The sequence below is a fragment of the Streptomyces sp. NPDC101118 genome, assembly GCF_044759445.1.
Taxonomy (GTDB): Bacteria; Actinomycetota; Actinomycetes; order Streptomycetales; family Streptomycetaceae; genus Streptomyces.
Genome location: NZ_JBIVZG010000025.1, coordinates 94,590 through 115,529, shown reverse-complemented (window position 1 = coordinate 115,529; position 20,940 = coordinate 94,590). Strand labels below are relative to the sequence as shown.

Here is a 20,940-nt window from a genome sequence, read left to right as displayed (position 1 = left end):
TCGTTATGCGGAGCGGGTGGGGGCCTCGGGCAAGCAGCGGTGACGCGTTGGGGGTTGGCAGGCGATGGTGGTGCACGAGCACAGGCGCAGGGGCGGGGCGGTAGCCGCCGCCGCGGTCGTGTCGGGGGTGATGGCGGGACTGCTCTCCGGGTGCGGCGCGGAGGGCCCCGGAACGGCGCCCGACGGCGCCGAGGCGGTGCGGGGCGCCGCCGACGTGCTCGCGCGGTCCGGCAGTGCCCGCGCGCGGACGGCCATGGAGATGGCCACCGGCGGGACGCGGGTGACGATCCGCGGCGAGGGCGGGGTCGACTTCCGCAACCGGATGGGGCAGCTGCTGGTCATGCTGCCGGCCGACGCGGCGGGGAAGTCGGAGCACCGGCCGATCACCGAACTGCTCACGCCGGGCGCGCTGTACATGAAGAACCGCGGTGCGGGCGTGCCGGCCGACAAGTGGGTACGGGTGGACACGACCGCCCTTTCCGACGGCAACCTCGTCACCGGCGGCGCCACCGACCCGGTGGCCGCGGCCGAGCTGCTGCGCGGGGCGCGCGACGTGACGTACGTGGGCGAGACCGAGCTGGCCGGCACCAAGGTGCGGCACTACCGCGGGACCACGGACATCGGCCGGGCGGCGCGCAGCGCGTCGCCGCACGCCCGCGGGGCACTGGAGGCCGCGGCGAAAGGGTTCAGCACGGACCTGGTGCCGTTCGACGCGTACCTCGACGAGGAGGGGCGGCTGCGGAAGGTCCGGCACCGGTTCAGCTACGTGAACAATGGCGTGATCGATGTCTCCTCGACCACCCTGCTCTACGGGTTCGGGACACCGGTGACGGTGCAATTGCCGGCAAGCCGGGACATTTTTGCGGGGAAGATCGCGGAGTAGGACGCGGGGCGACGCGGGCCGGCCGTCGAGGGGTATCCGGAAATGGTCCATCCGTGTCATGCGCGGCGCGTGGCGGCCTCCCTACGCTGAGAAGCCGACGACGGCAGAGAGAGGGTGATGCGCGTGACACCGGCAGGCGGTGCGACTGTCCAGGACTACGTGGCCCTCGCCGAGATCGAGCTGTGCGGCGAGCTGATCATCGCCGCCTCGGCCGCCCACGAGGACCGGCTGAGCCAGGACCGCATCGACGAGGTGCTGCTGGCGGGGTCCGGGCCGGCGGCCTGAGGCCTGGCCCGGGACCGTGTCCGGCGGCGTGGTGTCAGGTGCGCAGCAGGCGGGCGATGGCCTTCGTGGCCTCCTCCACCTTGGCGTCGATCTCGTCCCCGCCCTTGACCGCGGCGTCCGCGACGCAGTGCCGCAGGTGCTCCTCCAGCAGCTGGAGCGCGAAGGACTGCAGGGCCTTCGTGCTGGCCGAAACCTGCGTGAGTATGTCGATGCAGTAGACGTCCTCGTCCACCAGTCGCTGGAGCCCCCGGATCTGGCCCTCGATGCGCCGGAGCCGCTTGAGGTGCTCGGCCTTCTGGTGGTGGTAGCCGTGGACCCCGTGTGCGTGGTCGGCGGCCTGGCCGGCCGTCTGGTCAGCCGCGTGACCGGCCGCCTCGGTGGTGCCCGCCGCCTCGGTGGTCGTCATCGTGTCTCCCGGTGTCCGGTAAGGGGGCTGCATACCCCTCATGGGTATAGGTTACTCGGCTCTGCCCGGAGGGGCAGGGGCTCCTGCTCCTCACTGTGCCTGATGGAGGACACTGGGGAACCGCCGGTTAGCCGTGGCCGGAGGATGCGCCTAGCATCAGCCTGACCGAATCCGATGCACCCCGAGGACCTCACCGTGCGATTTCGTCTGACCCCCAGGGAGACGAGCTTCTACGACATGTTCGCCGCATCCGCGGACAACATCGTCACGGGCTCCAAGCTCCTGATGGAACTGCTCGGGGCGGACTCGTCCGCCCGGGCCGAGATCGCGGAGCGGATGCGGGCAGCGGAGCACGCGGGCGACGACGCGACCCACGCGATCTTCCACCAGCTCAACTCCTCCTTCATCACGCCGTTCGACCGCGAGGACATCTACTCCCTCGCCTCGTCGCTCGACGACATCATGGACTTCATGGAGGAGGCCGTCGACCTCGTCGTCCTCTACAACGTGGAGGAGCTCCCCAAGGGCGTCGAGCAGCAGATCGAGGTCCTGGCGCGGGCGGCGGAGCTGACCGCCGAGGCCATGCCGCACCTGCGGACGATGGACAACCTCACCGAGTACTGGATCGAGGTCAACCGCCTCGAGAACCAGGCCGACCAGATCCACCGCAAGCTGCTCGCCCACCTCTTCAACGGCAAGTACGACGCCATCGAGGTCCTCAAGCTCAAGCAGATCGTCGATGTGCTTGAAGAGGCGGCCGACGCCTTCGAGCACGTGGCGAACACGGTGGAGACCATCGCCGTCAAGGAGTCCTGACCGTCGTGGACACCTTCGCGCTGGTCGTGACCATCGGCGTCGCGCTCGGCTTCACGTACACCAACGGCTTCCACGACTCGGCGAACGCCATCGCCACCTCGGTCTCCACGCGGGCCCTGACCCCGCGCGCGGCCCTGGCCATGGCCGCCGTGATGAACCTCGCCGGAGCCTTCCTGGGCAGCGGGGTCGCCAAGACCGTCAGTGAGGGCCTCATCGAGACGCCCCACGGCGCCACGGGCATGTGGATCCTCTTCGCGGCGCTGGTCGGCGCGATCGTCTGGAACCTGATCACCTGGTACTTCGGCCTGCCCTCGTCCTCCTCGCACGCGCTCTTCGGCGGCATGGTCGGCGCGGCGCTGGCGGGCGGTACGGAGGTCATCTGGTCCGGCGTGGTCGACAAGGTCATCATCCCGATGTTCGTCTCGCCGGTCGTCGGCCTGATCGTCGGCTACCTGGTGATGGTCGCGATCATGTGGATGTTCCGCCGCACCAACCCGCACAAGGCCAAGCGCGGCTTCCGCATCGCGCAGACCGTCTCGGCGGCCGGCATGGCGCTCGGCCACGGCCTCCAGGACGCCCAGAAGACGATGGGCATCGTGGTCATGGCCCTGGTCATCGCCGACGTCGAGCAGGCCGGCGACCCGATCCCGGTCTGGGTCAAGATCGCCTGTGCCGTGATGCTGTCCCTCGGTACGTACGCGGGCGGCTGGCGCATCATGCGGACCCTGGGCCGGAAGATCATCGAGCTGGACCCGCCGCAGGGCTTCGCGGCCGAGACCACCGGCGCCTCGATCATGTTCGGCTCGGCGTTCCTCTTCCACGCGCCGATCTCCACCACCCACGTGATCACCTCGGCGATCATGGGTGTGGGCGCGACCAAGCGGGTCAACGCGGTCCGCTGGGGCGTCGCCAAGAACATCATCCTGGGCTGGTTCATCACGATGCCGGCCGCGGCCCTGGTCGCCGCGCTGTGCTTCTGGGTGGTCAACCTCGCCTTCGGGTGACGGCCTTCCCGCACGTACGACAGCGCCCCCGCCGGAACGGTCCGGCGGGGGCGCTGTCGTGTGCGGGGGCGGACCCGCCGGTCAGCCCAGGAGGCGGTAGCCGAAGTTCGCCCAGCCCGCCGGGCCGCCGAGGGCGGTGAGGCCGAAGCTGGTGGCGCCGGTGCCGGTGAGGCCCGTGGCGCTGGTGTGGAGCTTCCAGACGCGGCCGGTGTAGCCGTCCTCGCCGTGGCCGCCGACGTAGACCTCGGGGTTGCCGTCCTTGTCGCCGTCGATCGCGACGACGGCCGCGCCGAAGCGGTCCTGGTACTCGGAGGTGCTGGGGATGCCCCGGGTGTTCTGGTCGAGGTACTGGCCCCCGCCGGTGCCGCCGAAGCCGCCGCCCGAGCTGCCGAACAACACCGTCAGCGAACCGGAGTGCTCCTCGCCGAGCTGGTTGCCGGACTTGCCCGGGGCGCCGACGAGCAGGTCCGGGTAGCCGTCCCGGTTGGTGTCGGCGATGCTCACGGCGTTGCCCCAGCCGTCGCCCGACTGCTCGACGCCGGGGATGCCGCGCTGGTCCTGCCCGTAGATGCCGCGGGGCCTCGTCGTGCTGGCGCCGTTCGGGCCCCCGTACTGCACGCTGACCCTGCCGCCGAGGCCGATGACGAGGTCCTGGTAACCGTCCTTGTCCAGATCGCCGAAGGTGCCTGCGCCCCCGGAGCCGTCCATCTGGAGCTTGGCCCCCGGGGCCAGTCCGGCGGCGCCCCCCTTGAGGACCAGGCCCGGGCCGCCCAGGCCGGTGAGCACGATGTCGTCGGTGCGGTCACCGGTCATGTCGCCGACGTACAGCGAGATGCCGACGGAGAAGCCGTCCACCCGCTGCGTGTTGCGGTGCCAGACCTTGGCCGCCTTGCCCGTGGCCCGGTCGAGCGGGCCCAGGAACACGCTGACGCCGTATTCGGCGCCGTCGTGGCCCCGGGTGACCAGGTCGTCGGTGCCGTCGCCGTTCACGTCGCCCACGCCGTGGAAGCCGGCGAGCACCTTAGGGTCGGCGGCGGTGCCGCTGCCGGTGACGGCGGTGGAGGCGCCGGTGAGCCCCGCCTTGCCGCCCCACAGCACCAGGGTCGACTCGCGGTGGCGGACCAGGAGGTCGTCGTACCCGTCGCCGTCCAGGTCGCCGAAGCCGCTGATGGCACGCCACTTGTCGTTCTCGGCCGGGTCCCCGGGCACGCCGGGGGTGGCACGGCTGACGACGGTGGCGGTGTCGAGCTTCAGCCCGCCGGCGGAGCCGTACGCGACCGTGACGACGCCGGCTCCCTTGATGCCGTTGACGGTGGCGGTGTGGGCGCCGATGGCGAGGTCGGGGTAGCCGTCGCCGTTGAAGTCTGCGGTACGGGGCTTCGCCGGTACCGGGGCTCCGGCCGGCGTGGCGGCGGGGGTGGCCGCGGTCGCCGTGGTGAGCGCGGCGGTGCCGAGGGTGGCGGCCGCGCAGAAGGCGGCGGTTGCGAGCACGTGCTTGCGCATGGGTACCTCGTGGGTCGTGGGCCGCGGCCGGTCGGCGGCGGGCGGGGGTGGTGGGCGGGTGAGTCAGCCCGTGAGCTGGTCGCCGAAGTGGATGTGGGCGGTCGGGCCGCCGAGGGCGCCGGAGTACAGGCTCGTCGCGCCGGTGCCGGTGAGGCCGGCGGGGCCGGTGCGCAGGATCCAGACGCGGCCCGAGTACGTGTCCTCGCCGGGCCCGCCGACCAGGACCTCGGCCGCGCCGTCGCCGTCGGTGTCGGCCGCCAGCACGGACCAGCCGAAGAGGTCGGTGGCCTCGGAGGTGCTGGGCACGCCCGCGGTGCCCTGGGTGACGACGCGCGCGCCGGCGGTGGTGACGCCCTTGGGGCCGCCGCGCAGCACGGTGACGGATCCGGCGCTCCCCTGGCCCGAGGGGTCCTCGCCCGCGGCGCCGATCACGATGTCGGCGTACCCGTCGCGGTCGGTGTCGGTCACGGCGAGGGACTGGCCGAACCGGTCGTACGGCTGGTCCACGCCCGGTACGCCCGGGCTGTCCTGGGAGAACTCGCGGGCGGGCAGCGTGCTGCTGACCCCCTGCGGGCCGCCGTACGTGACGGAGATGCGGCCGCCGGAGCGGGGCGCCGAGCCGCTCAGCGCGCCGCCGTCGCCGCCGACGAAGTCGGGGTGGCCGTCGTTGTTCAGGTCGCCGAAGGCTCCGCCGGGGCCGGCCGTGGCGGTGCCGACGGGGAAGAGGCCGGCGCCGGTGTGGCGCAGGACGAGGCCGGCCGGCTTCGCGGGGTCCTTGGTGGTCGCGACCACTTCGGCGACGCCGTCGCCGGTCATGTCGCCGGCGTGGACGACGGTGGGGTGCAGCAGGCCGGTGCCGGTGAAGCCGGCGGCGGCGGGCTTGGCGGTGGTGCGGCTGACCGGGCCGGCCAGCAGGCGCACGCCGTAGGTCCGTACGCCGTTCTTGGTGGTGGACCCGGTGGCGACGATGTCGGCGGTGCCGTCGCCGGTCACGTCTGCCACGGCCACGCCGGTGCTCGGGGTGCCGCGGGCGGGCAGCGTGGCCGGGGCGGCGACCAGGGTGGAGGCTCCGGTGATGCCCTGGGGGGAGCCCCACAGGACGAGGTAGCCCTCGGGCGTGCGGACGACCAGGTCGGTGTGGCCGTCGCCGTCGAGTTCGCCGCGGCCGGCCAGGTTGCCCCAGTGGGCGCCGGCCGTGAGGTCGCCGGGGATGCCGGGGGTGTTCTGGGTCAGCAGGGTGGCGCCGTCCCGGCGGAGGCCGGTGGGGGAGCCGTACACGACGGAGATGCCGCCGGCGTCGGGCGCGAGGTAACCGCCGTTCGCGGAGCGGGGGCCGGGGGTGTCCGGGGCCCAGACGGCGATGTCGCCGTAGCCGTCGCCGTTGAAGTCGGCAGCGGGCTTCGGAGCCGCGGCGGAGGCGGCCGCGGCGGAGGCGGCCGTGGGGGTGTGTGCCGCGGTGCCGGATGCCGTCGCCGGTGCCGTCGCGCCGAGTACGGTCGCCGCGCACAGCGCGGCCAGGACGACGTACGTGTTCCTGTGCAAGACAACCCCCCCCGTGGATCATGCTCCTGACAGAGAGTTGACCGGTGTGCCCGCCCGATGGTTGTGGTGACCTGGGTCACAGGGGTGAGGGGGCTCCGGAACGTGGGTGGGCCCGCCCCCTCCGTGAGGGGGCGGGCCCGGATTCGCCTTGCGGTGGCACCGCCATGCAGCACCGCAGGACGTGTGGGGGAGCCGTACGGCTCGCGCGGCGGCGGCGCCGCGGGTCCTCCTAGCCGAAGCGGCCCGAGATGTAGTCCTCGGTGGCCTGGACGGAGGGGTTGGAGAAGATCCGGTCCGTGTCGTCGATCTCGATGAGCTTGCCGGGCTGGCCGACGGCCGCGAGGTTGAAGAACGCGGTGCGGTCGGAGACGCGGGCGGCCTGCTGCATGTTGTGCGTGACGATGACGATGGTGAACTGCTCCTTCAGCTCGCCGATCAGGTCCTCGATGGCGAGGGTGGAGATCGGGTCGAGGGCGGAGCAGGGCTCGTCCATCAGCAGGACCTGGGGCTCGACCGCGATGGCGCGGGCGATGCACAGGCGCTGCTGCTGGCCGCCCGAGAGGCCGGAACCGGGCTTGTTCAGGCGGTCCTTGACCTCGTTCCAGAGGTTGGCGCCCTTGAGGGAGCGCTCGACGATGTCCTGGAGCTCGCTCTTCTTGAACTTGCCGTTCAGGCGCAGGCCCGCCGCCACGTTGTCGAAGATCGACATGGTGGGGAAGGGGTTCGGGCGCTGGAAGACCATGCCGACGGTGCGGCGGACGGCGACCGGGTCGACGCCCGCGCCGTACAGGTTCTCGTCGTCCAGCAGCACCTTGCCCTCGACGCGGCCGCCCGGGGTGACCTCGTGCATGCGGTTCAGGGTGCGCAGGAAGGTGGACTTGCCGCAGCCGGAGGGGCCGATGAAGGCCGTGACGGAGCGGGGCTCGACGGTCATGGAGATGTCGTCGATGGCCTTGTGGTTGCCGTAGAAGGCGGAGAGACCGGAGACGTCGATTCGCTTGGCCATGGGGTTCAGAGCTTCTTTCGTGGCCGGTCAGCGGCCGGTCTTCGGGGCCTTCCAGCGGGCGATGCCGCGGGCCACCAGGTTGAGGATCATGACGAAGGCGATCAGGACGAGTGCCGCGGCCCAGGCCCGGTCGAAGGAGTCGGCGCTGCCGACCTTGTACTGCTCCCAGATGTAGAGGGGGAGCGAGGACTGGGCACCTTCGAAGGGGTTGCCGTTGATCAGCTGCGAGCCGAAGACCAGCAGCATGATCGGCGCGGTCTCACCGGTGATGCGGGCGACGGCCAGCATCACGCCGGTCGCGATGCCGCCGATGGCGGTGGGGAGCACGACCTTGAGGATCGTGCGCCACTTCGGCACGCCGAGGGCGAGGGAGGCCTCGCGCAGCTCGTTCGGGACGAGCTTGAGCATCTCCTCGGTGGAGCGGACGACGACGGGCATCATCAGGATCGAGAGGGCCAGCGAGCCGGCGAAGCCGGAGGGGCCCTGCTCCAGCATCAGCGTCCACGTCGTGAGGATGAAGAGACCCGCGACGATGGAGGGGATGCCGGTCATGACGTCAACGAAGAAGGTCACGGCCCGGGCGAGCGCGCCGCGGCCGTACTCGACCAGGTAGACGGCGGTCAGCAGGCCGATCGGGGCGGCGATCACGGTGGCCAGCAGCACCTGCTCGATGGTGCCGAGCAGGGCGTGGTAGACGCCGCCGCCGGGCTCGATGCCGGCGACGCCGGCCATCGAGTGGCTCAGGAAGTAGGCGTCCAGCACCTTGATGCCGCGGACGATGGTCACCCAGATCAGGGAGAACAGCGGGACGACGGCGAGGACGAAGCAGACCCACACGACGGAGGTCGCGACGCGGTCCTTGGCCTGGCGGGCGTTCTCGACGATCGTGCTGGCCGTGTACGTGATCACGACGAACAGCGCGGCGGCGATCAGGCCCCACTGCATCTTGCTGTCGAGGCCGGCGACCGCGCCGATGCCGGTGCCGAGCGCGAGGGACACGGCGGCGATGGCGGCGGGGGCCCAGCGGGGCAGGCCGCCTCGGGTGAGGCTGGTGGGGGCGGCGGACTTGCGGCCGCGTACGGGCCGCTGGTCCTGCAGTGCGTGGCTCATCAGGCGTTCGCCCCCGAGTACTCCTTGCGGCGCGCGATGATCATGCGAGCGGCGCCGTTGACCAGCAGGGTGAGGAGGAAGAGGACGAGACCGGAGGCGATCAGCGCGTCACGGCCGTACTCGTTGGCCTCGTCGAACTTCGCGGCGATGTTCTGGGCGAACGTGCCGCCGCCCGGGTCCAGCAGGTGGCCGGAGATCAGGAAGCTCGGGGAGAGGACGGTGGCGACGGCCATCGTCTCGCCGAGGGCGCGGCCGAGGCCGAGCATCGAGGCGGAGATGACGCCGGAGCGGCCGAAGGGCAGCACCGACATCCGGATGACCTCCCAGCGCGTGGCGCCGAGGGCCAGGGCGGCCTCCTCGTTCATGCGCGGGACCTGGAGGAAGACCTCGCGGCTGACGCTGGTCACGATCGGCAGGATCATGATCGCGAGCAGGATGCCGACGGTGAACAGGGAGCGGTCGACGCCCGCCTGGGTCTTGTCGAAGACGTAGGTCCAGCCGAGGAACTCGTCCATCCAGGACGTGAGCCCGTTCAGGTACGGGACGAGGAAGAGGGCGCCCCAGATGCCGTAGATGATCGACGGCACGGCGGCCAGCAGGTCCACGACGTAGGCGAGGGGACTTGCCAGCTTGCGCGGCGCGTAGTGCGAGATGAAGAGCGCGATGCCGACGGCGATCGGGACCGCGATGACCATCGCGATGACGGAGCTGACCACGGTGCCGTAGAGGAGCACCGCGATGCCGAAGACAGGGGGCTCGCCCGTGGCGTTCCAGTCGAAGGTGGTGAGGAAGTTGCCCTCGTTCTTCGACAGGGCCAGGACGGCGCGGTAGGTGAGGAAGACGGCGATCGACGCCATGATCACCAGGAGCAGGATCCCGGAGCCCTTGGAGAGCCCCGCGAATATCTTGTCACCGGCCCGGCCGGTGGACCCGCTCGAGGAGACCGGCGGAGCCTGGTCTGTCTGGGTGGGTGTGAAAGTAGCCATGATCTTTCCGGTCTGGATGGGGGCTGGGCCCCCTGGCGGCGGTGCACCGGAGGTTCCGGGGCGGGGTCCGTCCGGACGGGGACGGACCCTCCCCGGAGTCGTGCTCAGGACAGCGAGGAGATGACCTCGCGGACCTTCGCGTTGATCTCGGCCGGGATCGGCGCGTAGCCCTTCTCGGAGAGGAGCTTCTGGCCCGCGTCGCTGGCCGTGTAGTTCAGGAAGGACTTGACGGTCGGGAGCGTCTCGGCCTTGTTGCCCTTGTCGCAGACGATCTCGTAGGTGACCAGGACGATCGGGTACGCGCCCTCGGCCTTGGTGGCGTAGTCGAGCTTCAGGGCGAGGTCCTTGCCCGTGCCCTCGATCTTCGCGGCGGCGATGGCCTTCGAGGCGTTCTCGGAGGTGGCCTTCACCGGGGCGGCCGCACCGGTGTTGATGTCGACCGTCTTGATGCCCTGCGAGGCGGCGTACGAGAGCTCGAAGTAGCCGATCGCGCCGTCGACCTGCTTGACCTGCGCGGCGACACCGGCGGAGCCGGAGGCGGCCTGGCCACCCGGGGCCGGCCACTTCTTCTCGGGCTCGTACGGCCAGTCGGCGGTGGCGGTCTTCGACAGGTACTTGCCGAGGTTCTGGGTGGTGCCCGAGTCCTCGGAGCGGTGGAAGGCCTGGATGGCGGTGGAGGGGAGCTTGGCGTTCGGGTTGAGCTTCTTGATCGCCTCGTCGTCCCACTTCTTGATCTTGTCGTTGAAGATCTTCGCGAGGGTGGGGGCGTCGAGGACCAGGTTGTCCACGCCGGAGACGTTGTAGCCGATGGCGATCGGGCCGCCGACCATCGGGAGGTTCACGCCCTGGCCGCCGGTGCAGACCTTCTTCGACTCCTCGACCTCCTTGGGCTTCAGCGGCGAGTCGGAGCCCGCGAAGCCGACGGTGCCCTGGTTGAAGGCGACGATGCCCTCACCGGAGGAGGAGGACTTGTAGTTGACCTCGACGCCGGCGCAGGTGGCCATGTAGCCGTTCACCCACAGGTCCATGGCGTTCTTCTGCGCGGAGGAGCCGGAGGCCAGGAGCTGACCCTTGGCGCCCGCGCACTGCGAGGCGTCGCCGGTCGGGGCCGCGGCCTTGCTGCTGCCGCCGTCCTTCGGGGTGTTGTCGTCGGAGCCGCACGCCGTGAGGGCCAGGGCGCCGGACACGACGAGGGCCCCGAGGGCAGAGGCACGAAGCCGGTTCTTGCGCTGAAGCTTCACTTTCGGGTGTTCCTTCCAGGAGCCGCCTGCCGGTCTCGTTACGGGGCGGCGTGCGAAGAGGACTACGTCTGGTTGCCCGGTAGCCACCGGCTCTTCGCCTGCGACCCGCACCGTGCACTGCCGAAATTAGGCAGATCAGGTGAAGCGGCCAACGGGGGTGAGTGAACGGACGGTGAACCATGGCGGACGGCCCGGTGTGGCCCCGCCTCCCGGCGCGCCGGGGCGCGCGGATGCACCCGGCACGTGTATGTACGGGGCGCGACCGGCCGGCCGTACACCCCCAAGGGCCAGTTTCCGGCCATGTGCGCCGTGCCGCTACGGGGGAGCCCCTCACCCGTACGGACCAGTGCCCACACCCGTACGGACCAGCCCCCGCACCCGTCCCGGCTCACCGCCCGCACCCGTCCCGGCTCAGCGCTCCAGCACCGCCAGGAAGGCGTCCACCAGCGGCCGGTCGCGCAGGTGCGTGAGGCGCAGCCGCGCCCCGTACGGCGGCAGCCAGAGCAGCCGGTCCACCTCCAGGGAGGGCACGAAGCCGCCCTCCAGCGCCTCGGCGGCCCAGTAGTGCACGGTCTTCAGGCGCCCCTCGACCAGGTACCGGGCGGTCGGCAGCGGGGCGCCGAGCTCACACGCGTACCCGGTCTCCTCCAGCACCTCGCGCCGGGCCGCCCGCTCCGGGGTCTCGTCCCGCTTCAGCTTGCCCTTGGGGAAGGACCAGTCGTCGTACTTCGGCCGGTGTACCAGACACAGCTCGGGCCGGCCGTCCGCGGCCGACCGGCGCCAGAGCACGCACCCGGCGGCGACCAGCGGTTTCGGCCAGTCCGTCACGGCGTGCCCGTCCTCACGAGGCGCCCGGCCGTCACGGCGCGGCCGCCCTCGCGCGGCCGGCGCGGGACGTCACGTGACCACCGCGGACGCCGAGCCGGCCGGCTGCCAGACCCGCTGGAAGTCGAAGCGCGCCGCCTCCACCTCGTGCCGCTGGTCGGCGTGCAGCACGCCCAGCGCGTACGCCGTCGCCGGGGCGATCCGGGGCGTGCGCGCCGCCTGCGCCGAGGCCGCGGCCGCCTCCGCCGCCTCCCGGTGCCGGTCCAGCGCCGTGCAGGCGGCCGTCAGCAGCGTGACGTCCGAACCGAGCGCCTCCTGCGCGTACCGGTGCACCCGCAGCAGGCTGCGCACCCGGTGCCAGGGAGCGTCCTGCGTCTCGTCGTCGACCAGCGCCTCCGCGTTGTACGGGTGGGCGGCCCGTACGAGCGGCAGCTCGCCCGCGGCGACCTGCAGCCGGTCCGCCACCTGGGCCGACAGCGGCACCAGCACCTCGTCCGTGCGCCCGGCCGCCGCGATCCCGTCGAGCGGCACCTCGGAGGCGAGCACGGCCACCGCGTCGGCCACCGCGTGGAACCGCGCGGACCCCAGGGCGTGCAGGGTCGCCGAGTGGGCCCTGGTCCTGGCCAGGGTCAGCTGCCGCTCCAGCAGCGCGGCGGCACGCGCCGAACCCACGGTGAGCGACCCCCGCGCCGCTCCCCGCGGGCCCGGCACGCCGGGCGCGTCCGGGGCCCCCGACAGCCGGTGCAGCGCGTCCAGCAGCCGGGTGAGCCGGGCCGCGTACGCGTGCTCGTCGGCCAGCGTCGCCGACAGCCAGGTCAGCTCCGTGCGCAGGGCGTCGGCCCAGGCGGAGTCCGTGACCGGCCGGAAGGTGGCCAGCGAACCGCTGATCCGGCGTGCCGCGGCCCGCAGCGCGCGGGCCGCCTCCACCCCCTCGGCCGCGTCGGCACCGCTCTCCTCGTGCAGTCTCAGTCCGCGCAGGAAGGAGGTCGCCTGAGAGCGGAGGTAGGAGCCGAGCACGTCCCCCGCGCTGGAGTCATGGTGTTGCAGAGCCACGCCGGCGCCTCCGGGCGTCTATGAGCATCTCCTGTACGTGCCGCAGCGGCATGCCGTCCGCGTCGGTGCTGTGCCGGGTCCAGTCCCCGTCCGGGCCCAGGTGCCAGGAGGAGCTGGCGTCCGACATGCCGGTCTCCAGCAGCCGGTCCAGTGCCGCTCGGTGTGCCGGGTCGGTGACCCGGACCAGGGCCTCGATGCGGCGGTCGAGGTTGCGGTGCATCATGTCGGCGCTGCCGAACCAGACCTCGGGCTCGCCGCCGTTGCCGAAGGCGAAGACCCGGGAGTGCTCCAGGAAACGGCCGAGTACGGAGCGGACCCGGATGTTCTCCGAGAGTCCGGCCACGCCCGGGCGCACGGCGCAGATGCCGCGGACCCAGATGTCGATCGGGACGCCGGCCTGGGAGGCCCGGTAGAGGGCGTCGATCAGGGCCTCGTCGACGATCGAGTTGACCTTGATGCGGACGTAGGCGGGGCGGCCGGCGCGGTGGTGCGCCGCCTCCTTGTTGATCCGGGAGATCAGTCCGTCGCGCAGCGACTTCGGCGCGACCAGCAGGCGGCGGTAGGTCTCGCGGCGCGAGTAACCGGACAGCCGGTTGAAGAGGTCGGAGAGGTCGGCGCCCACCTGCGGGTCGGCGGTGAGCAGGCCGAGGTCCTCGTAGAGCCGGGCCGTCTTGGGGTGGTAGTTGCCGGTGCCGACGTGCGAGTAGCGGCGCAGCAGCTCGCCCTCCTGGCGGACCACGAGCGACAGCTTGCAGTGGGTCTTCAGGCCGACCAGGCCGTACACGACGTGGCAGCCGGCCTCCTCCAGCTTGCGCGCCCACTTGATGTTGGCCTGCTCGTCGAAGCGGGCCTTGATCTCGACGAGTACGAGCACCTGCTTGCCGGACTCGGCCGCGTCGATCAGGGCGTCGACTATCGGGGAGTCGCCCGAGGTGCGGTACAGCGTCTGCTTGATGGCGAGCACGTCCGGGTCCGCGGCGGCCTGCTCCAGGAAGGCCTGCACGGAGGTGGAGAAGCTGTCGTAGGGGTGGTGCAGCAGCACGTCCCGCTCGCGGAGCGCGGCGAAGATGTCCGGCGCGGAGGCGGACTCGACCTCGGCCAGGTCGCGGTGGGTGCCGGCGATGAACTTCGGGTACTTCAGCTCGGGCCGGTCGAGGGAGGCGATGCCGAACAGGCCCGTCAGGTCGAGCGGGCCGGGCAGCGGGTAGACCTCCGCGGGGCTGACCTTGAGCTCCTGGACGAGCAGGTCCAGTACGCCGGGGTCGATGGACTCCTCGACCTCCAGGCGGACGGGCGGGCCGAAGCGGCGCCGCATGAGCTCCTTCTCCAGGGCCTGGAGGAGGTTCTCGGCGTCGTCCTCCTCGACCTCCAGGTCCTCGTTGCGGGTCACCCGGAACATGTGGTGCGCGAGCACCTCCATGCCGGGGAAGAGCTCCTCCAGGTGCGCGGCGATGACGTCCTCCAGCGGGACGTAGCGCTGCGGGGAGGCCTCCAGGAAGCGCGAGAGGAGCGGCGGCACCTTGACCCGGGCGAAGTGGCGGTGGCCGCTGACCGGGTTCCGCACGACGACGGCCAGGTTCAGGGAGAGGCCGGAGATGTACGGGAAGGGGTGCGCGGGGTCGACGGCCAGCGGGGTGAGCACCGGGAAGATCTGGTTCCGGAAGAGGGTGAACAGGCGGGCCTGCTCCTTCTCCGTGAGCTCCGGCCAGCGGATCAGGTGGATGCCCTCCTCGGCGAGCGCCGGGGCGACGTCCTGCTGGTAGCAGGCGGCGTGCCGGGCCATGAGCTCGCGGGAGCGGGTCCAGATCAGTTCCAGCACCTCGCGGGGCTGGAGGCCGGAGGCGGAGCGGGTGGCCACGCCGGTCGCGATGCGCCGCTTCAGGCCGGCCACCCGGACCATGAAGAACTCGTCCAGGTTGCTGGCGAAGATGGCCAGGAAGTTGGCCCGTTCGAGGAGCGGGGTCGCCGGGTCCTCGGCCAGCTCCAGCACGCGCTCGTTGAACGCGAGCCAGCTGCGTTCGCGGTCGAGGAACCGGCCGGTGGGCAGCTCGGTGGCCGAGCCGTCCTCGTCGTAGGCGTCCAGATCCGCGTCCAGGTCCGGCTCCAGGTCGGACACGACCGCGGCGACGGTGTGCGGCCGGTGCGCGGCTATGGACCCTACGGAGGGCTGCGGGTGCCTGGCACCCGACCCCTGGGGGCTCTGCTGGCCGGGGACCTCTGTGCTGCTCTGCTGGCTCATGCGTCCATTCTTCCGCGCACGCGGCAGTACAGGCGCGTCGGAAGGGGGCGCGGTGAGGCGCAGTGCGACGGGGTCGGCCGGTTGACGGAGTCCGTTGCGCTTGGACGGGTCGGCGACGGGCTGCATTGCGCGAGCGTCGCAAGGGCGTCTGAATGCCTGGTTAATGGCGTGTGGCTTGCAGGGGACCCGCGGGGCAAGCCCGTGACCTTCCCGTCACCTGAACGGGTGTACGGGCCGCTCGCCGGCGGCACGGGAGGGCCTCGTGGCGGTACGGGGGAGACGCCTCGGCGGTACGGGAAGCTCCCCGGCACCGGCCCGCACCCGGCACCCGGCCCGCACCCCGCACCCGGCACCCGGCCCGGGACCCGGCACCCGGTGCCGGCCCGGGAGCGTGCCGACGGCCCCGGCCCGGCCCTGCCCCGCGCTCCCGCCGGCCGGGCCCGTCGACGCGTCCTAGGACTCGGAGCGGTACATCAGGTCCACCTCGTGCGTCAGGAAGCCGAGGCGCTCGTACACGGCGAGGGCGGCCGGGTTGTCCGCGTCCACGTAGAGCATCGCCGTCGGCAGGCCGGCGTCCTCCAGGTGGTGCAGGCCGATGGCGGTGAGGGCCTTGCCCAGGCCGCCGCCCTGCTCGCCGGGGAGCACGCCGACCACGTAGACCTCGCCCAGCCGCTCCGCCGCGTGGACCTTGGTCCAGTGGAAGCCGACGAGGTGCCCCTCGCGCTCGGCGAGGAAGAAGCCCTTCGGGTCGAACCAGGGCTGTGCCTTGCGGTCGTCCAGGTCCCGCTGGGTCAGCGCGCCCTGCTCGGGGTGGTGGGCGAAGGCGGCGGCGTTCGCCGCGAGCCACGCCTCGTCGTCCCGGCCCGGGACGAAGGTGCGGACGGTGACGCCGTCGGGGAGCACCGGCTCGGGGATGGGCGCGCCGTCGTTCAAGGGGCGGCGCAGCTGCCGGAGTTCGCGGAAGAGGGTGAGGCCGAGGACCTGGGCGAGGTGCCGGGCGGCCGATTTGCCCCCGTGTGCCCAGACCCGGATGCGCTTGCCGGACGCGGCGAGGAGGGCGGTGCCGAGGGCGCGTCCGTGGCCGCGGCCGCGCAGCGCGGGGTGGACGACCAGCTCGGCGGCGGGTGCCTCCACCGGGTCGGTGTCCTCCAGTTGGGCGTACCCGGCGAGCCGGCCGTGCTCGGTGAGCAGGAAGTGGCGGATGCCCTCGCGGCGGCCCCCGGTGAGCTGGAGGCGGCCCTGTTCCGACACGGCGGTGGTGCCGTCGGTGAGCCTGGCCTCCTCGATCAGGCCGAGGACCGCTCCGGCCTGTTCCTGCGTCAGTTCGTCGAGTTCCTGGATCTGCCGTCCGGGCTCCAGCGCCGCTGCTGCGTCAGTCATACGTCGAGCGTACGGCGCCGGGCCCGCGCCCCCCGGGCAACCCCGGCCAGGCGTCCGCCCGCACCGGTCCGTTTCGTCCTCCTGCGCCGCAGCGCAACTGAACGGTAACCTGCCACCCCCTGTCGCGCTACGCGCGTTGACCGTAGGCTGCGGACGCGATTTCCGCACCTGACCTCCCGATCGCACGCTGCCTCGAAGGGGAACTGATGACAGCGACCACCCAACGACACCGCCGGGCACGCCGGTTGACCGCCGCCGCCCTCGCCGTCACGGCAGGGGCGGGCGCCCTCATCGTGGCTGCGCTGCCCGCCGGGGCTGCCCCGACCGCGGCGTCCGACCGGCTGGTCGACGTGCAGCTGCTGTCCCTCAACGACCTGCACGGCACCCTTGAGCCCCCGCAGGGCTCCTCCGGCAACGTCACCGAGCTGCAGGCGGACGGCACGACCAAGGCGATACCCGCCGGTGGTGTCGAGTACCTGGCGACCTCCCTGCGCAAGGCGCGCGAGGGCAAGTCCCACACCATCACCGCGGCCGCCGGCGACATGATCGGCGGCAGCCCGATGCTGTCCGGCCTGTTCCACGACGAGCCGACCATCGAGGCGATGAACAAGTTCGGCCTCGACGTCACCAGCGTGGGCAACCACGAGTTCGACGAGGGCCGCAACGAGCTGCGCCGCATGCAGTACGGCGGCTGCCACGCGGTCGAGGGCTGCTTCGAGTACGGCAAGACCTTCGAGGGCGCGAAGTTCCCGTACCTCGCCGCCAACGTGACCGACGAGAAGACCAAGCGCCCGCTCCTCTCCCCCACCTGGGTGTGGAAGAAGGACGGCGTCAAGATCGGCTTCATCGGCGTGACCCTGGAGGGCACCCCGGACGTCGTCACCGCCGAGGGCGTCAAGGGCCTGAAGTTCGGCGACGAGGTCGAGACGATCAACAAGTACGCCGCGCAGCTCAACGCGCAGGGCGTGAAGTCGATCGTCGCGCTCATCCACGAGGGCGGCCTGCCCGCCTCCGGCGCGTACAACTACGACTGCAACACCCCGGGCGCCGGCGCCGGCATCTCGGGCGCGATCGTGGACATCGCCAAGAACATCGACCCGAAGGTCGACGCCCTGGTCACCGGCCACACCCACCAGGCCTACGCCTGCTCCATCCCCGACCCGGCCGGCCAGCCGCGCACGGTCACCTCGGCCGCCTCGCTCGGCCGCCTGTTCACCGAGACCACGCTGACCTACGACCGCGCGACCAAGGACATCGTCCGCACCGCGGTCAAGTCGGCCAACCACGTGGTCAACCGCGACCAGCCCAAGGCCTCGGACATGACCGAGCTGATCCAGCGCTGGAACGCGCTGGCCGCCCCGGTCGCCAACCGCCCGGTCGGCTACATCTCGGGTGACATCAACGGCCGCGGTTCGAGCGCGCCGGAGAAGCCGCTCGGCGACCTGATCGCGGACGCGCAGCTGGAGGCCCTGGCCCCGGCGGCCAAGGGCGGCGCGGAGCTGGCCGTCATGAACCCGGGCGGCATCCGCTCGGACCTCGCGTACAAGGCCTCCGGGGCCGAGGGCGACGGCGTGGTGACCTTCGGCGAGGCCTTCACGGTCCAGCCCTTCACCAACATGATGAACGTCGTGGACCTGACGGGCGCCCAGCTGGTCACGATGCTCCAGCAGCAGGTCACCGGCGTGGTCAACGGCCCGAACCCGAAGATCCTCCAGGTCTCCAAGGGCTTCACCTACACCCTCGACATGACCAAGACGGGTGCCGACCGCATCGTCGTCGACTCGGTCAGGCTGAACGGCCAGGCCATCGACCCGGCGCGCACCTACCGCGTCGCGATGAACGAGTTCCTCGCGGGCGGCGGTGACGGCTTCACCGTCCTGAAGGAGCACAAGAACAAGCTGGTGGGCGCGTCCGACCTGGACGTCTTCAACGCCTACCTCGGTGCGCACTCCTCGGCGGCCGCCCCGCTGGCGCCCCCGGCCGCGGACCGCATCACCGTCATCAAGTAATCAGGCAAGGCGTACGCAGCACAGCGCGTCCCGGAGGGGGCGGCGGGCCACACCGGCCGGCCGCCCCCTCCGGCGTTCCCGGCCGCGTCCGCCCCGGTGCCGGCGCCTCCCCCGAGACCGCCCCCGGGCGCGCGCCTCAGAGGGTGTCGAGGAAGGCCCGCACCGCTGCCGCGAACCCCTCCGGGTCCTGGAGCTGCACGAAGTGATCGGTCTCCAGGGCGGTGTACGCGGTGCCCGGGCGCCGCGCGGCCATGTCGAGGGCCTGCTCGGTGGGCAGGGCCTGGCTCTTGAGGCCGTGGACGAGCAGGGCGGGGCAGTCGCTCGACAGCCACTGCGCCCAGTGGTCGCCGTGCACCAGGTTCTCGGAGTCGACCGTGTCCTGCGGGTGGAAGGGCAGCCGCCAGCCGCTCCCGTCGGGCAGCGGGCGCAGGGCCGGGGCGACCGCGGGACCCAGCGGGCCGCAGGCGGCGACGAGTTCCTCCCGGGTGGGGGCGGTGTACGGGAAGCCCAGGACGAAGGCCAGCGGGCTGGTGCCGTGGTCGGGGAGGTCGACCGGGGCGTCCACGTTCACCAGGGCTTCGACGCGCCCGGGGTGGGCGGCGGCGAGGTGGTAGGCGTTGATGCCGCCGAGGGAGTGCCCGAGGACGACGGCCCGGTCGAGGCCGAGGTGGTCGAGCAGGGCGAGGAGGTCGGCGAGGTAGCCGGCGCGCGTGTAGTCGGGGGCGCGGTCGGAGTCGCCGTGGCCGCGCTGGTCCGGGGCGATGACGCGCCATCCGGGGCCCAGGGCGGCGGCGAGTCCGGTGAAGGAGGCGCCCTCGGAGAGGTGGCCGTGGAGCGCGAGGAGCGGCCGCCCCGTGCCGCCGCTGTCCAGGAAGGACAGGGTGCGGCCGCCGACGGACAGGGTGGAACGCGTGAACTCGCTGCTCATGACGGTCTCCTCGATGCGGTTCCGGGGCCGGCGGGCTGCCGGCGACTCCGACTATACGAGCGTATAAGACGTTTGTGCAATACGTCTGTATAGATCGAGTGGCCGAGTGGGGCCTGTTCCTTGTGTGACGTGAGCACGCCATAATTCGCGCGACTGCGGGGACAGCGAACCCAGGGGGGCGGGCCATGAGCCTGGATCGGCGCGCGTTTCTTGTCGGAGCAGTGGCGGCCGGTGCCTCGGTGGCACTGGGCACCCGTACGGCGGCCGCCGCCGGGACCCGGGACTGGATGGGTGCCCTCGCGGACGCGACGCCCCTCCGGCGGATGACCATCCCCGGCACCCACGACTCCGGGGCCCGGTACGGCGGCCTCTACGTGGCCTGCCAGAACACCACGATCGCCGAGCAGCTGTCGTACGGGATCCGCTTCCTCGACGTACGCTGCCGCGTCACCGGCGGCTCCTTCGCGATCCACCACGGCGCGTACTACCAGAACCTGATGTTCGGCGACGTCCTCGTCGCCTGCCGGGACTTCCTCGTCGCGCACCCCCGCGAGACCGTCCTGATGCGCCTGAAGCAGGAGTACAGCGAGGAGAGCGACGCCACCTTCCGGGCGGTCTTCGACGACTACCTCGACCGGCGGGGCTGGCGCCCCCTCTTCCGCCTCGACACCGCGCTGCCGGACCTCGGCGGCGCCCGCGGGAAGGTCGTCCTGCTCGCCGACAACGCCGGGCTGCCCGGCGTCCGGTACGGCAACTCCGAGGTCTTCGACATCCAGGACGACTACATGGCGGAGCCCTTCGCCAAGCGCACCCGCATCGAGGACCACTTCCGCAAGGCCGTCCGGGAGCCCGGCAAGCTCTTCGTGAACTACACGAGCACCGCCGCGGCGCTCCCGCCCCGCTGGAACTCCGACCGCCTCAACCCCCAGGTCCACGCCTTCGTCGACGGCGCGGAGATGGCGGGCAGGACCGGCCTCGGCATCGTCCCCATGGACTTCCCCAACACCCGCGCCGGCCTCGTCGACGCGCTGCTCCGCCACAACGGCTGACCGCGCCCGGCCGAACTCCCCCCACTCCCCTCAGCACCCCCACCCCCACGCACAGCCTCAGCACCGCCTCCTGCACCGCCCCCCACCTCGCGTGCGAACAAGGAGACCAGCCATGAGCGTGCCCACCACCGCGGAGGACCGCCTCGTCAGGGAGATGCGCCGGATGAAGGAGAGCGCGGGCCTGAGCTACGAGAAGCTCGCCGCCCTCACCCACTACAGCCGGTCCTCCTGGGAGCGCTTCCTCAACGGCAAGAAACCCGTCACCCGCCAGGTCGTGGAGCAGCTCGTCACCGCGCTCGGCGACGAGCCCAACCAGCTGCTCGACCTGTGGGCCCGGGCCCGCCTGGAGGCCGGTGACACCGCCCGGCCCGCGGCCGACCGGCCCGCCGTCCCCGCGGGCACCGCACCCGCGCCGGTACGCGAACTCCTCGCGGCCACCGCGTTCCTCGCCGGAGTCGCCGTCGGCGCCCTGCTCGTACGGGCCGGCCGGCGCGGCACGGCACCCCACCAGGGCCCCCTCATCCCTCCCGACCCGCTGGGACGCGCGGCGCGGGCCGCCAGCTAGCGGCCTCCCCCGCGTCCCAGGGACTCCCACGCCCCTCCCACACCCCTCCCACGACCTGGCAGAGCCGCCGCCGGCCGCACCAGGGTGGCCCCGGCACATCCGAACCACGG

General features: G+C 72.1%; 19 protein-coding genes. 7 read left to right on the top strand and 12 right to left on the bottom strand.

Annotated elements, in window-relative coordinates; translation table 11 throughout:
* Positions 1–64: 64 nt before the first annotated feature.
* Both ACIQUQ_RS30940 and ACIQUQ_RS30935 read left to right on the top strand, forming a co-directional pair.
* A complete protein-coding gene (locus tag ACIQUQ_RS30940) occupies positions 65–883 on the top strand; it encodes a hypothetical protein (RefSeq protein WP_403982537.1) in 819 nt (272 codons plus the stop codon).
* Positions 884–1,006: 123 nt separating this feature from the next.
* Positions 1,007–1,168: a hypothetical protein gene (locus tag ACIQUQ_RS30935; protein WP_403982584.1), complete on the top strand. Its 162-nt coding sequence runs from the start codon at positions 1,007–1,009 to the stop codon at positions 1,166–1,168.
* Between the two features lie 34 nt (positions 1,169–1,202).
* Here the strand turns inward: ACIQUQ_RS30935 and ACIQUQ_RS30930 are convergent, their stop codons facing one another.
* A complete protein-coding gene (locus ACIQUQ_RS30930) occupies positions 1,203–1,574 on the bottom strand; it encodes a metal-sensitive transcriptional regulator (protein ID WP_399938947.1) in 372 nt (123 codons plus the stop codon).
* Positions 1,575–1,769: 195 nt separating this feature from the next.
* On the opposite strand from ACIQUQ_RS30930, the gene ACIQUQ_RS30925 reads away from it, so the two are divergent.
* Both ACIQUQ_RS30925 and ACIQUQ_RS30920 read left to right on the top strand, forming a co-directional pair.
* Positions 1,770–2,390, top strand: a complete 621-nt coding sequence (locus ACIQUQ_RS30925; RefSeq protein ID WP_028797706.1) for a DUF47 domain-containing protein — start codon at positions 1,770–1,772, stop codon at positions 2,388–2,390.
* A 5-nt stretch (positions 2,391–2,395) separates the two neighbouring features.
* Positions 2,396–3,394 (top strand): anion permease, encoded by a 999-nt coding sequence (locus tag ACIQUQ_RS30920; protein WP_403982535.1) that lies wholly within the window; start codon positions 2,396–2,398, stop codon positions 3,392–3,394.
* Positions 3,395–3,475: 81 nt separating this feature from the next.
* On the opposite strand, the gene ACIQUQ_RS30915 is transcribed toward ACIQUQ_RS30920, so the two are convergent.
* The 10 genes from ACIQUQ_RS30915 to mshD form a co-directional block, all read right to left on the bottom strand.
* The gene (locus ACIQUQ_RS30915; protein ID WP_403982533.1) at positions 3,476–4,897 is read right to left on the bottom strand and encodes an FG-GAP repeat domain-containing protein; all 1,422 of its coding nucleotides are present in this window, start codon (positions 4,895–4,897) and stop codon (positions 3,476–3,478) included.
* Positions 4,898–4,960: 63 nt separating this feature from the next.
* Positions 4,961–6,439 carry an FG-GAP and VCBS repeat-containing protein gene (locus ACIQUQ_RS30910; RefSeq protein WP_403982531.1) on the bottom strand — a complete coding sequence of 493 codons (1,479 nt, stop codon included), beginning with the start codon at positions 6,437–6,439 and terminating at the stop codon, positions 4,961–4,963.
* 229 nt (positions 6,440–6,668) lie between these two features.
* Complete coding sequence (pstB, locus tag ACIQUQ_RS30905) at positions 6,669–7,445, bottom strand: phosphate ABC transporter ATP-binding protein PstB (protein ID WP_399938957.1); 777 nt, start codon at positions 7,443–7,445, stop codon at positions 6,669–6,671.
* Between the two features lie 27 nt (positions 7,446–7,472).
* The gene (gene pstA, locus ACIQUQ_RS30900; RefSeq protein ID WP_403982529.1) at positions 7,473–8,555 is read right to left on the bottom strand and encodes a phosphate ABC transporter permease PstA; all 1,083 of its coding nucleotides are present in this window, start codon (positions 8,553–8,555) and stop codon (positions 7,473–7,475) included.
* Positions 8,555–9,541 (bottom strand): phosphate ABC transporter permease subunit PstC, encoded by a 987-nt coding sequence (gene pstC / locus ACIQUQ_RS30895; protein WP_403982526.1) that lies wholly within the window; start codon positions 9,539–9,541, stop codon positions 8,555–8,557. The genes pstA and pstC overlap by 1 nt, the downstream gene beginning before the upstream one ends.
* Before the next feature lie 104 nt (positions 9,542–9,645).
* Complete coding sequence (pstS, locus tag ACIQUQ_RS30890) at positions 9,646–10,782, bottom strand: phosphate ABC transporter substrate-binding protein PstS (protein ID WP_403982523.1); 1,137 nt, start codon at positions 10,780–10,782, stop codon at positions 9,646–9,648.
* Positions 10,783–11,193: 411 nt separating this feature from the next.
* On the bottom strand, positions 11,194–11,610 hold the full coding sequence (locus ACIQUQ_RS30885; RefSeq protein ID WP_403982520.1) for an NUDIX hydrolase: 417 nt from the start codon (positions 11,608–11,610) through the stop codon (positions 11,194–11,196).
* A 69-nt stretch (positions 11,611–11,679) separates the two neighbouring features.
* Positions 11,680–12,660, bottom strand: a complete 981-nt coding sequence (locus ACIQUQ_RS30880; protein WP_403982517.1) for a CHAD domain-containing protein — start codon at positions 12,658–12,660, stop codon at positions 11,680–11,682.
* Complete coding sequence (locus tag ACIQUQ_RS30875; RefSeq protein ID WP_403982515.1) at positions 12,641–14,899, bottom strand: RNA degradosome polyphosphate kinase; 2,259 nt, start codon at positions 14,897–14,899, stop codon at positions 12,641–12,643. The genes ACIQUQ_RS30880 and ACIQUQ_RS30875 overlap by 20 nt, the downstream gene beginning before the upstream one ends.
* A gap of 453 nt (positions 14,900–15,352) precedes the next feature.
* Positions 15,353–16,279, bottom strand: coding sequence for a mycothiol synthase (gene mshD / locus ACIQUQ_RS30870; RefSeq protein WP_403982512.1), 927 nt, complete (start codon positions 16,277–16,279; stop codon positions 15,353–15,355).
* Between the two features lie 206 nt (positions 16,280–16,485).
* Here mshD and ACIQUQ_RS30865 point away from each other — a divergent pair, with 206 nt between their 5' ends.
* Complete coding sequence (locus ACIQUQ_RS30865) at positions 16,486–18,288, top strand: bifunctional metallophosphatase/5'-nucleotidase (RefSeq protein ID WP_403982509.1); 1,803 nt, start codon at positions 16,486–16,488, stop codon at positions 18,286–18,288.
* 136 nt (positions 18,289–18,424) lie between these two features.
* Here ACIQUQ_RS30865 and ACIQUQ_RS30860 read toward each other — a convergent pair whose 3' ends face one another.
* The gene (locus ACIQUQ_RS30860) at positions 18,425–19,216 is read right to left on the bottom strand and encodes an alpha/beta fold hydrolase (RefSeq protein ID WP_403982506.1); all 792 of its coding nucleotides are present in this window, start codon (positions 19,214–19,216) and stop codon (positions 18,425–18,427) included.
* A 185-nt stretch (positions 19,217–19,401) separates the two neighbouring features.
* Between ACIQUQ_RS30860 and ACIQUQ_RS30855 the strand changes: the two genes are divergently transcribed.
* Complete coding sequence (locus ACIQUQ_RS30855) at positions 19,402–20,265, top strand: phosphatidylinositol-specific phospholipase C (protein ID WP_403982503.1); 864 nt, start codon at positions 19,402–19,404, stop codon at positions 20,263–20,265.
* A gap of 112 nt (positions 20,266–20,377) precedes the next feature.
* Entirely contained in the window at positions 20,378–20,830 is a 453-nt protein-coding gene (locus ACIQUQ_RS30850; protein WP_403982501.1) for a helix-turn-helix domain-containing protein, read from the top strand.
* Positions 20,831–20,940: the final 110 nt, after the last annotated feature.

Coding starts and splice junctions, on each gene's coding strand:
- ACIQUQ_RS30940 (WP_403982537.1), top strand. CDS start 65: ATGGTGGTGCACGAGCACAGGCGCAGGGGCGGGGCGGTAGCCGCCGCC.
- ACIQUQ_RS30930 (WP_399938947.1), bottom strand. CDS start 1,574: ATGACGACCACCGAGGCGGCGGGCACCACCGAGGCGGCCGGTCACGCG.
- ACIQUQ_RS30915 (WP_403982533.1), bottom strand. CDS start 4,897: ATGCGCAAGCACGTGCTCGCAACCGCCGCCTTCTGCGCGGCCGCCACC.
- pstB (WP_399938957.1), bottom strand. CDS start 7,445: ATGGCCAAGCGAATCGACGTCTCCGGTCTCTCCGCCTTCTACGGCAAC.
- pstA (WP_403982529.1), bottom strand. CDS start 8,555: ATGAGCCACGCACTGCAGGACCAGCGGCCCGTACGCGGCCGCAAGTCC.
- pstC (WP_403982526.1), bottom strand. CDS start 9,541: ATGGCTACTTTCACACCCACCCAGACAGACCAGGCTCCGCCGGTCTCC.
- ACIQUQ_RS30875 (WP_403982515.1), bottom strand. CDS start 14,899: ATGAGCCAGCAGAGCAGCACAGAGGTCCCCGGCCAGCAGAGCCCCCAG.
- mshD (WP_403982512.1), bottom strand. CDS start 16,279: ATGACTGACGCAGCAGCGGCGCTGGAGCCCGGACGGCAGATCCAGGAA.
- ACIQUQ_RS30865 (WP_403982509.1), top strand. CDS start 16,486: ATGACAGCGACCACCCAACGACACCGCCGGGCACGCCGGTTGACCGCC.
- ACIQUQ_RS30860 (WP_403982506.1), bottom strand. CDS start 19,216: ATGAGCAGCGAGTTCACGCGTTCCACCCTGTCCGTCGGCGGCCGCACC.
- ACIQUQ_RS30855 (WP_403982503.1), top strand. CDS start 19,402: ATGAGCCTGGATCGGCGCGCGTTTCTTGTCGGAGCAGTGGCGGCCGGT.
- ACIQUQ_RS30850 (WP_403982501.1), top strand. CDS start 20,378: ATGAGCGTGCCCACCACCGCGGAGGACCGCCTCGTCAGGGAGATGCGC.